Consider the following 14502-nt stretch of genomic DNA (forward strand, 5'->3'; position numbering starts at 1 on the left):
ACCCTTTCCTCATGCATTGTGGGAAAGGCTTTTTTGTTTTTTTAAGGATAGCGCTGCCTCGATCCTCAAGATCCAATTTGGTAACTTTTTATTTTTTTTCAAAAGTTCTAAAGGCAGCAGACCACTGGTCACTTGATAATTGTTTTACCTTCCTGAAGGTACTTTGAATAATATAGTATTAAAAATTGATAATTGAGTTCCGTAACACATTATAAAGGAGAGTTTAGCCATATGGCTACAAATCGTCGTCTATTTACATCAGAATCCGTAACAGAGGGACATCCGGATAAAATGTCAGACCAAATATCTGATGCCATTCTGGATGAAATTTTAAAGAAGGATCCATTTGCAAGGGTGGCATGTGAAACTACCGTTACAACAGGAATCGTATTAGTAGCAGGTGAAATTTCCACCAGTACATATGTAGATATTCCTGCAATCGTTCGTGAAACAGTTAAAGGAATAGGTTATACGCGTGCAAAATATGGTTTTGATTATGAAACATGTGCCGTACTTACGGCAATCGATGAGCAATCTGCTGATATCGCGGGTGGAGTTGATACAGCACTTGAAGCACGTCAAGGGAAAATGAGTGAAGAAGAAATTGATGCAATCGGTGCAGGAGACCAAGGGTTAATGTTTGGTTATGCCTGTGATGAAACAGAGGAATATATGCCGTTGCCTATTTCACTAGCACATAAACTTTCCAAACGCTTAGCAGATGTCCGTAAAGAAAAGGTTTTGGATTATTTACGTCCAGATGGAAAAACACAGGTAACCGTAGAGTATGATGAAAATGATCAGCCGGTTCGCATTGATACAATTGTTATTTCCACACAGCATCATGAGAATACTACAACCGAACAAATTGAAAAAGATATGATTGAACATGTCATTCGTCCAGTTGTTCCTGCTGACTTGCTAGATGAATCTACAAAATACTTGATTAACCCAACTGGTCGCTTTGTAATTGGCGGTCCACAGGGTGATGTTGGTCTAACTGGACGTAAAATCATTGTTGATACTTATGGTGGATATGCTCGTCATGGTGGGGGAGCATTTAGTGGGAAAGACGCTACTAAGGTAGACCGTTCCGCTGCATATGCAGCAAGGTATGTTGCTAAAAATATTGTTGCTGCTAAACTTGCAAAGTCATGTGAAGTTCAATTGGCATATGCAATTGGTGTAGCTGAGCCCGTTTCCATTGCGATTAATACATTTGGCACAGGGAAAGTGAGCGAGAAAGTTCTGGTCGATGCTGTACGTAAATTATTCGACCTGCGCCCGGCAGGAATTATCCGCATGCTTGACCTACGTAAACCAATTTTTAAAGACACTGCAGCCTATGGACATTTTGGTAGAACAGACATTCTGTTCCCGTGGGAGAAGACAGATAAAGTTGATGAATTGATTGCAATGACGAAATAATGATATAACGATTATTGCTGTACAGCTCTTTATGGGTTGTGCAGCTTTTTTTGTTTAAAAGGTTTAAATAATTGTTTCTTATCAGAATACGATTTGGTAGGGTGAAATTATAAATAGGAAAAAGGGGGATCTATTTGTATGATGGAAGTGACAGTTCATTGATTTTGGATATCGTTTTTATAATAGTGGTTCTTTCACTAATCATTTTCATTTTCAATTGCAGCATAAGAAAATTATTGAATGTTGAACGTCCGAAATGGTTCTCTAATCAGTATGTAAATGATAAACATAAAAAGTATGATATAGGTATACGAGTAATTTCTGTTATCGTTTATATGATGGCTGTGTTTTACTTCATTTTTAATTCCCCAAATCTAGGCATGGAAACGACCTTATATTTGTTTGTCATCGGTATGGTTTTTTTGGCAATTCAAGAAATAATTCGGTTTTACATGGAATGGAAATATTTAAAAGGAAAGAATAATTATTTATTTACACTTTTTCAGTTGATATTCATCATTGCTCTTGTCATTGTCTTAATCAGATCCGGGTTCTTCGGTATATTTCATTTTTAACACTTTCCTTAAAGGAAATCACTATTAACTAAAGGTGCTAGAATACTACAAGTCGATTACCAAAACGATCGGCTTTTCTGTAATTAACTTAATAAGGGCTTTATTCGAAAATATCTTTGATTAAACTTTAGGACTGGGTTACTTGTCTTACTGTAAGGAATTGTTACTTATCTTAGTTAAATATTTTATAAAATGATTGATTTCTATCGGTATGTAGAAACTTCGGCGACCGCAGCGATCCCGGACGGCTGCAAAGCACACGTATTTGGAATTGAGCCAACAGTTACTTCACTTTTAATTTTGTAGATAGAATCTTAAATACATGGTAGTTAGTTCGTAGTTTATCTCGACTATGCAGATGACAACAATCTATGAGAAAACAGTCATTCGAAATAGCATATCTAAATTATTTTTTGGAACAATAATATTGGAGGTGATTAGAGTGAAAAAAAGAAAAGTTAATCCAGTAACAGATGGTTTGAGTTCTCCTGAAGTAGAAGGGCAAGGGACGACAAGAAGAGAAACAGGAAGCAGAAAGGCTGATTCTTCAAGAAAAAAGCAAAAGCGTTATTAATATGCTTTAAGTAATTTAACAGAAACTGTACGCTTCCGGATATTTTATAATAGTGAAAGGGATTAGCGTTGCAGCTAATCTCTTTTTTAGCAGTAAGAAAGTATAGATATTTTCTTACTGCATAAGTACTATATTGTTTCCATTGTTAATAGCACGTTTTTCTAATACTGACCTCGTTACGTTACAGTGGTGCTTTTTCGTAAGTACGGCCATTAGATTTTGATACGTAAGGCTACAAGAATGATAGTTTTAAAATTAAATACTTAAAGTCCCATATCCGTGTGCTCTTTATAATACTTCCCTTTCTCCACATACGATTTCCTTACCCTTTCCATTTCGGCATAATCAGCTTCTGTCAGTTCACGTACCACCTTGGCTGGGCTCCCCATAGCCATTGTATTAGGTGGAATCTTTTTACCTGGTGGGACAAGACTTCCAGCACCGATGAATGCGCCTTCTCCGACTTCAGCTCCGTCTAATATGATAGAGCCCATTCCAACAAGCGCATTTTTGCGGATAACGGCAGAGTGGAGGGTAACCTGGTGTCCAACGGTGACATCATCTTCTATGATAAGTGGGTTGTTTGGACTTTGATGCAGCATGGATAAATCCTGTATACTTACTCTTTTTCCAATACGTGTAGGTGCTACGTCACCTCGAATGACAGTTTTAAACCAGATACTAGATTCCTCTCCTATTTCAACATCTCCATTAATAACGGCGTCTTTTGCGATAAAGGCAGTATCATGAATTTTTGGATAACTATTTTTATAATGGTCAATCATATTTTTATCCCCCTAATTTTAAGTTGTGTTTGCTGTTTATAATGATGCTATAATTAGTATAGCAAATAGTAAAGATTAATTACGGATTAATGTATTGGAATGGAGGAAGCGATGTGAGTCGGGTACCAGGCAATACTATATTACTTCTGCGGTCCAGCTTTCAGAAGGTTTTTCCGATGGTGGATAAGGAGCTTAATTATTGGAAAAATCGGGCGGAGCAGATTCCAAATGAGGAATTACGGTCACAGGCAATTGCGAGTATCGATTCCAAAAAATTCCACTGTCAGGGTGGGGGTGTATATGCATTACTTGCCGGTGATAAGGAAAGGGTAGCGGTTCGATTTATTGTCGCCTATCAGACAATAAGTGACTATCTTGATAACTTATGTGATCGAAGTACCTCACTTAATCCATTTGATTTCAGGCTCTTGCATCAGGCAATGAAAGATGCGTTGACACCGGGAAATGATCTCAGGAATTATTACCAACTTCGGGAGGATCAGGATGATGGCGGATATCTTGGGGAACTCGTCGTAACCTGTCAGCAAATCCTAAAGGAACTTAATGGTTATTCCAATATTAGTGAACAAATATGGAGCCTTGAAGGTTTGTATGCTGATTTACAAGTACATAAGCATGTGGAAGAGGGGGAACGGATTCCTCGTTTAACGAACTGGTACGAGGAGAATAAAGAAAAAGAACCTGGGCTTTCATGGTTTGAATTTGCAGCAGTATCAGGCTCAACATTAGGAATTTATTGTCTCGTTTCCTATCTGCTCGGCGGAAAAATAAACAATAAAATTTCTGTTGATATATATAACGGCTATTTTCCGTATATACAGGGATTACATATCATGCTCGATTATTATATTGATCAGCAGGAAGACATGGAAGAGGGAGACCTGAATTTCTGTAATTACTATAAGAATGAGAATCATCTGAAGGAGCGGCTTATCTATTTTATCAAGCAGTCGAACAAACACATCAAACAACTTCCAGACCGGAAATTTCATGAAATGATTGTTCAAGGTTTGGTTGGCCTTTATTTAGCTGATGAAAAAGTGAAGCGAATAAGTGGGTCAGATGAGATGTGTAAAGCGTTACTTAAAGCCAGCGGAAATGCTTCGAAATTTATAAACTTCACAATAAAATTTTATAATAAAATGGAAAGTTCTTAAGGAGGATATAAAATATGTATGAGCTGAAAACAAAGGAAAATGACAACAGTGTAATTGAGTTTATTGAAAATGTTGATAGTCCGAAAAAGCGGGAAGATGCTTATAGGCTTCTCGATATTTTCACCGAAACAACTGGCTTCAAGGCAAAAATGTGGGGACCAAGCATTATCGGATTTGGTTCGTACCATTATAAGTATGAATCCGGCCATGAAGGTGATGCACCATTAGTAGGATTTTCGCCGCGTAAAGCAAAACATAGCCTGTATTTTGCAACTGGTGATGACAGACGTGCAGATCTACTCAAGGATTTCGGAAAGCATACAACAGGGAAAGCTTGTGTGTATATTAACAATGTTGCCGACATAGATATAGATGTTCTAAAAGCATTGATTAATCGCTCCGTTGAATTTCTATCCAAGTAAATAAAAAATGGGGTTACCTGAGAAAGATGACAGGTAATCCCATTATTACTTATGTTTTTCTTTTACGGTTTGATAATAAAATATAAACAGCGATGCCTCCATAAGTAATCAATGTTCCAATAATTAAGCGGGTTGATTCCACCATCGTTGTATATCCTAATAGGAAATCAGGTAGACTAAAGAATGCTGGAATGACCAGTAATATCCATGTCTTTGCCCAATAGGAAAATGCGATAAGGAAAATTGTTGTAACGACAGCAATAATAATGGTACCTGTGATTCCAAAGCTAATAGTTGGCGTTGAAACAGCTCTATCCAGAAAAATTAGTCCTATAAATAGACCAATTGGCATTCCCCCAACCAGTGCAAAAATGATTAATTCGTTTACAGTTGATAATTGATTTGCAGAAATATACCGGAAAGTAAAGGATATTCCGGCTAAAAATAGAGAACTAATCCCAATAGAACCAAGTATCTCAAGCAACGAATAGGATAATGGTCCATCAAACACATCCCCGATAATGATAATGGAAAATACACCCAAAATCATCAAAGGTATATATTTAAACCACGATTTATAGTCGACAGACATTTCTTTGGAAAGCTGCTCCATATAGGATTTAGGTGAAATCCCGATAATATGTTCAATGGATTTCCCATTTTTCTCCGCCTCTATTAGGTGATCTTTCAGTTCTTCAATAATTTCATTTGTTTCTTTTTCATTTTTCCCGCTTGAAAAAAGATACACATGCAAATCGTCGAGAAACTTTCTACTCTCCTTGGATAGTACTGCTTCCTGCTTAATCATTCTCCCAACTCCTTTTGATTACTTGTTTCATGATTAAGCACATTATTTACATTACGCTGCAAGTGATACCATCTTTCTGTAAACCTCTCCAATTCTTCCTCACCTTTTTCTGTTAGTGAATAATATTTCCGTTTTGGTCCTGCAGTAGACTTTCTCAAAGTCGAAGTAACGAATTGTTCTTTTTGCATCCTTAGTAATAGGGGGTAAATCGTTCCTTCACTGAAATTTAGAAAGCCGTATTCTCCAAGTTTTTCAGCGAGCTCATAACCATAAACTTCTTTATTTTTAATAATTGCTAACAGGCAACCATCAAGAATCCCCTTCATCATCTGTGTTGTTGACAAGCAATATCGACTCCTTTAACCTTGTAATACAAGGTATTTAAATGTGTTGAACATATCTTGTATTGCAAGATATAAAAATAGTATATAATTGTTTACCTTGTAATGCAAGATAAAATAAAATCTTATAAAGGGTTTAGAGCTGGTTATATAGAAATATATATAATAAGTAGAAAAGCTGAAATAGAGTGAGAATCGTAATGAAAGAAGTGATTCCCATCGCTTTTATGAACGGAGAGGCTTTGAAGTCGAGGCTACTGGATTTTATAAAATGTTAAGATGAGTTTTTTTAAGAATTAATTGCGTTTTAAGGATGGTGATAAGGTGTTAAAACAGGCATGGATTGTTTCCTTTATTCGCTTTCCTATGTTAGTTGTTTCCTTATTCATGATGTTTTTGATATTTAGTTTCTCAGGTCTAGAGTTTCAGTTTCCATTTTTACCGGAAATGTCGACATTGTATTTTACTGTAGTAAATATTTTATGTTTCTTTCTCTTGCATAGAATAGTGAAAAATGAGGGACGTTCCATTAAGGAATTGACCGGATATAAGCGGGAACGTTTGAGGAAGGATATTTTATTTGGGTTTCTATGGCTATTTACACTTTTTATTCCATTCGTACTAACCGTCATGGGTGTCATGTTTGTAATTTATGGGGCAGATATGTTCCAACAATTTGAAGCCGTTTTTGCGGGAGAGGGAGCTGTTCTTTATGAGCGTCCATGGTGGCTGATGTATTTTGCATCAATTATCTCGCTACTGTTTCCTATTTTCAATGCACCGATCGAGGAATTGATGTATCGTGGTTATGCGCAACCAATATTTATGAAGCATTATAACAAGATGTGGATTGGTATTCTAATTCCTTCCATCGGCTTTGCTTTACAACATACGATGCTTGCTGCAACCTTTGAGGGAGCATTTATCTATGCGGCTGCATTTTTTGTGTGGGGAATTGGCAGCGGAATTAATTTTCATAAACAACAACGACTATTCCCACTAATTATCTGTCATTTTCTTGTAAATATTAGTTTTAGTATTTTTCCGATTCCGTTTCTTGTAATGGGAATTTACTAGATTATTTAGGGATTTTGGAATCTTGAATGAATAATTGGAAGGGAAATCAAGAATAAGGAATGCAATGGTGATATGACAGACAACCGGTGAACCTTGTCTTGATTGCGTGAGGGGGATTTTTGATTAAAATACTCATTCTTATCTTATTTTTTTATTTCTTACATTCCCTGCTTAAGGGAGAACATAAGATACTTAGAATTATAGTTTACAGTTATTTTATATTACTATCGATTACATTTGCAGTTGGACTTATAAACATATCTTCAACGTATCAGTTGTCATACGCACCGTTGGATGGTGGTTTTCAAAAATTAATGAGTTGGGTAAGTGTTTTTGGTTATTTGTTTCTAATTCCGTTGATTATATTAGGGATATTTAAATTGTACAAATTGATCTTTTCGAGATTTCAAGCAATGGCTATACAATTAGTGATGTTCGTTGTGATGCTTGTGAGTTTGATTGTTGTTGGATATGCAGCATATATAATATTTATCTTGACGTTTTATGGATTTGCACCATAAGTACTATGGTGTATTAATTAAGAACAAAGGACGGCGTAATCGTTATGAAATTGAATAAGGATGATCAGTATTTGAAGCGTGTTTATTTAAAATCAGAGATGATTGATTCATGTGATCACTTTCCGTTTAATCTTTCAGCCGTAAAAATGATGGAGAAGTTAGTGTTTCATCCAAATGTAACCTATATCGTTGGTGAGAATGGGATGGGGAAATCTACTCTGTTGGAAGGAATTGCAATTGAATTAGGCTTTAATCCAGAAGGTGGCACAAAGAATTTTAACTTCTCCAGTTTTGATTCACATTCTATCCTAGATAAGTATTTGCGACTCGTAAAAGGGGCTTACTTGCCGACTGATAACTTCTTTATCAGGGCTGAAACTTTTTATAATTTGGCGAGTAATATAGAGGAAATGGATTCAAGCCCAGGTGGGGGATTTATTATTGATTCATTTGGTGGGAAATCATTGCACCAACAATCACATGGCGAGTCATTTTTTACGGCCTTTATGAATCGCTTTCAAGGTAGGGGCTTATATATTCTCGATGAACCCGAGGCAGCATTATCCCCGTTAAGACAATTATCCATGTTGTCGAGAATTCATGAATTGGTAAACAAAGAATCACAATTTATTATTGCTACACATTCCCCGATAATGATGGCATATCCCGATGCGAAAATTTTACAATTAACAGAGGAGGGAATGACTGAGACACCATTAGAAGATACAGATCATTATGCGGTAATGAAACAATTTTTCGAAGATAAGGAACGACTATTTCATCATTTGTTTAATTGAGGGTGTACATTAGAAATTTGGAAGTGCGGTTACTCATCCTACCGAAAAATTGTTGTCTATGCTACAAAATCTATAAAGTTCGAATATCTGTTGGTTGATTAGTATAAATATGGTGTTGAGACTTCGGCGACCCGCCCGCAGCAATCCCCGGACGGCGGGAAAAGCACATGATTTGGATATCAGCTAGTAGTTAACTCGCAGTTTACCTCAATTGCGAGAAATAAAAATTTACAAAAAGAGTCTTAATCAAAGAAAACATCTGAAACTTTATGGCCATTCTATTCGTATAGAATAAAGACACAAGGGGAGTGACGGTGGATGGAAACAATAGCATTCGTATTTGGGGTACTGGCATTTGTTTTCGCTGTTAATACAAAAACGCAAATTAAAAAGTTGGAGATGCGTCTGAAAGATTTAGAAAAGGAGCGAAAGTAATGAATTCCCAAGGGCAAGATAAAAAAAAGAAAGGCAGTGTTTGGGACTGGTTCGTGGATATCTTGTTATTTATACCAGAACTCATTATTATTCCGTTTCGACTGATTTTTAGAGGATTAGCTGCACTAATAAAATTTTGGAATTAAATAATGGATGATAGCCGTAAAAGGAGCACGCTTCTCAACTGAGAAACCAGCTCCTATTTTTGGAATAAGCTACTTTTTCTCTATCGCTAAAATAAATGGTGGGTCGTTTTTCTGATTAATAAAGCCATAGCGCAATACATTGTATTTTTTCTGGTCCAATTGAAACAAGTATTTCAACAAAGATTTCTTTTCATCTTTGCCACCTTCATGCCCATGGTATACGACAAGAACAACAAGACCCCCTTTTTTTAATAGGGATAAAATAGTATCTACAGCAGCCACTGTGGAGGCTCCTTCAGTAATGACGGTTTTATCACTTTTTGGTAGGTACCCGAGATTAAAAATGGCACCAGCGATTTCAGTGTTTTTTATATAGTCAGCAATATTTTCATGGCTATCGTGGATGAGCGAAACATTTGTCCGCTCATGGAAAGTTAATGCTTCTTTTGTGTTTGCAATTGCCTGTTCCTGAATATCAAAAGCATAAACATATCCATGTTCAGCGACAAGCTTGCTTAAAAAGAGGGTATCATTCCCATTTCCACAAGTTGCGTCTATTACCACTTCACCTTTTTCGACCGTTTCTTCTAGTAAATAATGTGCATAATTCAGGATTCCTTTTAACATGGATGAGCATTTTCCTTTATTATAGATTTTTATTTCATTTTATTTTAACACGGAGGGGCTTTTGCATAAAAAGAATATAAATTTGGAATATTGCTGAAAAGGTTTGTAAGTTCTTCAAAAAATGATAACATTAAATGATCGTAATCGATGTCGTCTTGACATTGTGGCGTGTTTTCATTATAATTCGGGTAAATAATTCAACGACTCTGATAAGGATTAGTAGTAAACTTTTCTCAGGCATAGAGAAGCAGTGTTTGGTGGAAACTGCTCTGAGGAATTTTATGAACTCACCTTTAATGTTGCAGAAGTGAAACAAGTAGCTTATGTCGATTTATCCGCGTTAAGGATAACAAGCGAACGCGAATTTGCGTTAATTTGGGTGGTACCGCGGGAGATACAGCTTCTCGTCCCTTCTTTAGGGATGAGTGGCTTTTTTTATCGTTTTAAAAGCCCAAACGAATACATAATCTCATCTTAAAAGTAGAGTGTTGAGCAGTGGAAGGAAGGTAAATAAAATGAGTTTTAACCATCAGCAAATTGAGAAAAAGTGGCAGAAGCATTGGTTGGAAAATAAAACGTTTAAAACGGAGACCTATTCCGAAAAAGAAAAATTCTATGCGCTTGATATGTTTCCATATCCATCAGGGGTTGGACTGCATGTTGGGCATCCGGAAGGCTATACCGCAACAGATATTCTAGCTCGAATGAAACGAATGCAAGGATATGAAGTCATGCATCCAATGGGCTGGGATGCATTTGGACTTCCCGCAGAACAATATGCCATTGATACAGGAAACAGTCCCGCAGAATTCACGGCAAAAAATATCGCAACGTTTAAACGTCAAATTCAAGAACTTGGTTTTTCCTATGATTGGGATCGTGAAGTAAATACGACGGATCCGAATTACTATAAATGGACACAATGGATCTTCATCAAGCTATATGAAAAAGGACTTGCATATATCGATGAAGTTGCAGTTAACTGGTGTCCTGCGCTTGGAACCGTTCTGGCAAATGAAGAAGTTATTGATGGAAAAAGTGAACGTGGTGGACATCCGGTTGTTCGTAAACCAATGAAACAATGGATGCTGAAAATTACAGCATATGCAGATCGGCTATTGGAAGACCTGGATGATCTTGATTGGCCAGAAAGCTTGAAGGAAATGCAGCGTAACTGGATTGGACGTTCAGAAGGTGCTGAAGTAACATTTGATATTGAAAATCATGATAAAGATTTTACAGTTTTCACAACACGTCCAGACACACTTTTTGGTGCAACATATGCAGTGCTCGCTCCAGAGCATCCATTTGTTGATGAAATTACAACTGCTGAACAAAAGCAGGCTGTTAAGACTTATTTGAATGCTGTGCAAACAAAATCCGACTTGGAACGAACAGATCTTGCCAAAGATAAAACCGGTGTATTTACAGGAGCATATGCAATTAACCCAGTAAATAATGAGAAAATGCCGATTTGGGTTGCGGATTATGTCTTGATGAGCTATGGAACAGGTGCAATTATGGCGGTTCCTGCCCATGATGAACGTGACTATGAATTTGCGACAAAGTTTGATCTGCCAATCGTTGAGGTTGTTGCCGGTGGCGATGTAACAAAAGAAGCATATACAGGTGATGGCAAACATGTAAACTCTGATTTTCTGAATGGACTAGAAAAAGACGAAGCAATTTCCAAAATGATTGACTGGCTCGTTGCAGAAAATAAGGGCGAAAAGAAAATTACGTATCGCCTGCGTGACTGGTTATTTGCAAGACAGCGTTATTGGGGGGAACCAATTCCAATCATTCATTGGGAAGATGGTTCAATGTCAGCGATTTCTGAAGAGGAGCTGCCACTGGAACTTCCAGTTATGTCTGAAATTAAGCCGTCCGGTACAGGAGAATCCCCGCTTGCCAATAATAGTGAATGGGTCAATGTCGTTGATCCGAAAACAGGGATGAAAGGACGTCGTGAAACAAATACAATGCCACAATGGGCAGGAAGCTGCTGGTACTTCCTTCGTTATATCGACCCAGACAATAGCGAACAGCTGGCAGATCCAGAAGCATTAAAAGAATGGTTACCGATTGATATTTATATTGGTGGCGCAGAACATGCCGTACTGCATTTGCTATATGCTCGTTTCTGGCATAAATTCTTATATGATATCGGAGTAGTATCCACAAAGGAACCATTCCAGAAGTTATACAACCAAGGTATGATTCTTGGAGAAGGTAACGAAAAAATGAGTAAATCCAAAGGGAATGTCGTAAATCCTGATGATATCGTTGTTTCTCACGGTGCTGATACATTACGTCTATATGAAATGTTCATGGGGCCACTTGATGCATCTGTTGCATGGTCAACAAATGGTCTTGATGGTGCACGAAGATTCCTTGATCGTGTTTGGAGATTATTCATTAATGATGATGGGAAACTAGCTGATAAAATTGTAGACGGGGATAATGCCGATCTTGATAAGGTATATCATGAAACAGTGAAAAAAGTAACAGACGATTTTGAGCACCTTCATTTTAATACGGGTATTTCCCAAATGATGGTCTTCATTAATGAGGGTTATAAGGCAGAAAGTATTCCAAAGACATATGTGGAAGGTATCGTAAAGCTGCTTTCACCAGTTGCACCGCATATTGCTGAAGAGATTTGGGGAAAACTTGGAAACACGGAAACAATCAGCTATTCCAAATGGCCAGAATTTGATGAAACTAAATTGACCGAAGATGAGGTCGAAGTTGTCCTGCAGGTGATGGGCAAGGTTCGTTCGAAGATAACTGTGCCTGTTGATATTTCCAAAGAGGAACTGGAGAAGGCTGCATTGGCTGATGAAGGCATGCAGAAGTGGCTAGAAGGAAAAACAATTCGTAAAGTAATTGTCGTTCCAGGAAAATTAGTTAACTTCGTAGCAAATTGATAACATGAAAAAAGATCTCTTCTTATTTAATAGGAGAGATCTTTTTTTCCTTTCTAGTAACAGATAGTGGCTGAGCCTCTATTTTTTTCTATCCAGCCGGTACCCACTCTGTTTTTAAAATAACCCAGTTACCATTTTCGTAATACCAAAGGGTTTCTATCGTACCAAGACCATCTGCATGATATGCTCCACTTATTTGCTTAAAACTTTTTAAACCATAGCCTTTACTATCACTGATTAGGTTTGGTTCGAAAAAAGCTATCGGATCAATCATTAGATCAGTAGGCTTCAGCAGCTTACCATTCTTATCATAAATACCGAGCCGTATATAATCTTCTGCCCTGTCTTTTACATCCACTACAATTGGTTTACCGTTTGGTGCAATTTTGATTGTTACATTAAAGTTTTCTTCAAAATTACCATTTACATATTGTTGGTCAGGCAAAGCAATTTCCTGCATTTCGCTATTTGCAAATGTATGAAGGTTGCTCGTGTATAAGCCACCGCTTCCACCGGTAGGACTTTGATAAAAGATATCTTTTATCCCATCATGAGTTAAATCAATAAATTGCAATACAGGTTCATAACCACCACCATAATTGATTTTCCAATCAGCACCTGACGTGGTAGTGACTGTTATCCAAATGTCCTTGTAATACTGTGTATCAGGGGAAAATAGTATACCTTTAAGATCGATAGTCTCATTATCTCCATCCCCAGTAACATCTTCCTTATAGGTTTCAATTAAGATTGGCTCTTGTGGATCTGTCTCAGCGGCAAATGTAACAGACGGCACCATTAATAATAGAAGAAACAGTAATTTCATTGCAGAATCCTCCGTTCCTTTAATAGGTATAAAAATAGTTTTCACAAAGTTAGATTGCGCGTTGTATTTGCATCCTATACATAATATCCGTAAAATTAAGAGTGTATAAAATATAGAGGAATATAGAAGGGTGATTGTTATGGCAGATATTAAAGAAGTAACACCATTAGAAGTAGAGGAAATGATGAATAAAGATAATATTGTTGTTATTGATGTAAGAGAAGATGAGGAAGTAGCACAAGGGATGATCGAGAAGGCTAAACATATTCGACTAGGCGATATTCCAGAAGCTGCTCCCGAATTAGATAAAAGCAAAGATTATATCCTAGTATGTCGCTCAGGTGGTAGAAGTATGAAAGCATCACAATATCTAGATGAACAAGGTTTCAAAGTTATAAATATGCAAGGCGGCATGCTTAATTGGAAAGGCGAAGTAACCATCTAAACAAGAAAGGAAGCAAGGGACGGTTCTCCTGCTTCCTTTTTTATGTAGAAGATAGAGGTTAGCTCTTTAATGGGGATAATTTCCATCAATCTTAGGTTGATTTTAGACCTGGATTAGTGTAGTATTAATTTTGCTGTTTAAGCGCGGTTTATGCCGACTTTAAATTGCAACTAATCTTTTTCGACAGATTTCAAAAATAGTGTTGACAAGATTTGCTAAGAAATGCTATAATAATTATCCACACAAGAAACGAAGACAACTTATATTTCACAATAAAAATAATGTTGACAAGCGCTCGTTGAATGTGTTACAATAATTTGGTCGCTGTTTTTAAGCGTCATACAAATTTGCTCTTTGAAAACTGAACAAAACAACCAGTATGTCAAGGGAAGAAAACATGTTTTTCTTTTCAAACAACTCATTAAGTTTTTACTTATTGAGTATGCAACAAGCTAAGAATACAAATGGAATTGACTGATGTTGATTCTATTCAAACACTTTTATGGAGAGTTTGATCTTGGCTCAGGACGAACGCTGGCGGCGTGCCTAATACATGCAAGTCGAGCGCGGGAAGCAACCAGATCCCT

At 37.0% G+C, this 14502-nt stretch carries 15 protein-coding genes, 1 rRNA gene and 1 other annotated feature; of the genes, 11 read left to right on the top strand and 5 right to left on the bottom strand.

Features of this window, described 5'->3' with window-relative positions:
* Positions 1-231: 231 nt before the first annotated feature.
* The 3 genes from metK (at position 232) to BV906_RS19805 (ending at position 2577) form a co-directional block, all read left to right on the top strand.
* A complete protein-coding gene (gene metK, locus BV906_RS07305; protein WP_087972766.1) occupies positions 232-1428 on the top strand; it encodes a methionine adenosyltransferase in 1197 nt (398 codons plus the stop codon).
* Positions 1429-1562: 134 nt separating this feature from the next.
* Complete coding sequence (locus tag BV906_RS07310; protein WP_176330285.1) at positions 1563-2003, top strand: DUF4181 domain-containing protein; 441 nt, start codon at positions 1563-1565, stop codon at positions 2001-2003.
* Positions 2004-2445: 442 nt separating this feature from the next.
* The gene (locus BV906_RS19805) at positions 2446-2577 is read left to right on the top strand and encodes a YuzL family protein (protein ID WP_245843977.1); all 132 of its coding nucleotides are present in this window, start codon (positions 2446-2448) and stop codon (positions 2575-2577) included.
* 263 nt (positions 2578-2840) lie between these two features.
* On the opposite strand, the gene BV906_RS07320 is transcribed toward BV906_RS19805, so the two are convergent.
* Positions 2841-3362, bottom strand: a complete 522-nt coding sequence (locus tag BV906_RS07320) for a gamma carbonic anhydrase (RefSeq protein WP_087972768.1) — start codon at positions 3360-3362, stop codon at positions 2841-2843.
* Between the two features lie 176 nt (positions 3363-3538).
* Here BV906_RS07320 and BV906_RS07325 point away from each other — a divergent pair, with 176 nt between their 5' ends.
* Positions 3539-4540: a tetraprenyl-beta-curcumene synthase family protein gene (locus BV906_RS07325; RefSeq protein WP_245843979.1), complete on the top strand. Its 1002-nt coding sequence runs from the start codon at positions 3539-3541 to the stop codon at positions 4538-4540.
* A gap of 14 nt (positions 4541-4554) precedes the next feature.
* Entirely contained in the window at positions 4555-4962 is a 408-nt protein-coding gene (locus BV906_RS07330) for a DUF1801 domain-containing protein (RefSeq protein ID WP_087972770.1), read from the top strand.
* A gap of 49 nt (positions 4963-5011) precedes the next feature.
* Here the strand turns inward: BV906_RS07330 and BV906_RS07335 are convergent, their stop codons facing one another.
* Both BV906_RS07335 and BV906_RS07340 read right to left on the bottom strand, forming a co-directional pair.
* The gene (locus BV906_RS07335) at positions 5012-5770 is read right to left on the bottom strand and encodes an HAAS domain-containing protein (protein WP_087972771.1); all 759 of its coding nucleotides are present in this window, start codon (positions 5768-5770) and stop codon (positions 5012-5014) included.
* The gene (locus BV906_RS07340; protein ID WP_087972822.1) at positions 5767-6099 is read right to left on the bottom strand and encodes a PadR family transcriptional regulator; all 333 of its coding nucleotides are present in this window, start codon (positions 6097-6099) and stop codon (positions 5767-5769) included. The genes BV906_RS07335 and BV906_RS07340 overlap by 4 nt, the downstream gene beginning before the upstream one ends.
* A 336-nt stretch (positions 6100-6435) precedes the next feature.
* Here BV906_RS07340 and BV906_RS07345 point away from each other — a divergent pair, with 336 nt between their 5' ends.
* The 3 genes from BV906_RS07345 (at position 6436) to BV906_RS19420 (ending at position 9087) form a co-directional block, all read left to right on the top strand.
* Positions 6436-7188 carry a CPBP family intramembrane glutamic endopeptidase gene (locus tag BV906_RS07345; protein WP_087972772.1) on the top strand — a complete coding sequence of 251 codons (753 nt, stop codon included), beginning with the start codon at positions 6436-6438 and terminating at the stop codon, positions 7186-7188.
* Between the two features lie 565 nt (positions 7189-7753).
* On the top strand, positions 7754-8506 hold the full coding sequence (locus tag BV906_RS07355; protein WP_087972774.1) for an AAA family ATPase: 753 nt from the start codon (positions 7754-7756) through the stop codon (positions 8504-8506).
* A gap of 434 nt (positions 8507-8940) precedes the next feature.
* Complete coding sequence (locus BV906_RS19420; protein ID WP_176330287.1) at positions 8941-9087, top strand: hypothetical protein; 147 nt, start codon at positions 8941-8943, stop codon at positions 9085-9087.
* A gap of 69 nt (positions 9088-9156) precedes the next feature.
* Here BV906_RS19420 and mnmM read toward each other — a convergent pair whose 3' ends face one another.
* Positions 9157-9714, bottom strand: a complete 558-nt coding sequence (gene mnmM / locus BV906_RS07360) for a tRNA 5-(aminomethyl)-2-thiouridylate-methyltransferase MnmM (protein WP_087972775.1) — start codon at positions 9712-9714, stop codon at positions 9157-9159.
* Positions 9715-9911: 197 nt separating this feature from the next.
* Positions 9912-10129: a binding site (T-box leader), on the top strand.
* Positions 10130-10229: 100 nt separating this feature from the next.
* Here mnmM and leuS point away from each other — a divergent pair.
* Entirely contained in the window at positions 10230-12644 is a 2415-nt protein-coding gene (gene leuS, locus BV906_RS07365; RefSeq protein WP_087972776.1) for a leucine--tRNA ligase, read from the top strand.
* Positions 12645-12732: 88 nt separating this feature from the next.
* Here the strand turns inward: leuS and BV906_RS07370 are convergent, their stop codons facing one another.
* Positions 12733-13470: a hypothetical protein gene (locus tag BV906_RS07370; protein WP_087972777.1), complete on the bottom strand. Its 738-nt coding sequence runs from the start codon at positions 13468-13470 to the stop codon at positions 12733-12735.
* A 139-nt stretch (positions 13471-13609) separates the two neighbouring features.
* Between BV906_RS07370 and BV906_RS07375 the strand changes: the two genes are divergently transcribed.
* Both BV906_RS07375 and BV906_RS07380 read left to right on the top strand, forming a co-directional pair.
* The gene (locus BV906_RS07375; RefSeq protein ID WP_087972778.1) at positions 13610-13915 is read left to right on the top strand and encodes a rhodanese-like domain-containing protein; all 306 of its coding nucleotides are present in this window, start codon (positions 13610-13612) and stop codon (positions 13913-13915) included.
* 499 nt (positions 13916-14414) lie between these two features.
* Positions 14415-14502, top strand: a 16S ribosomal RNA gene (locus BV906_RS07380); the annotation flags it as partial.

Source organism: Oceanobacillus rekensis (genome assembly GCF_002153375.1).
In the GTDB taxonomy this organism is placed as follows: domain Bacteria; phylum Bacillota; class Bacilli; order Bacillales; family Amphibacillaceae; genus Oceanobacillus; species Oceanobacillus rekensis.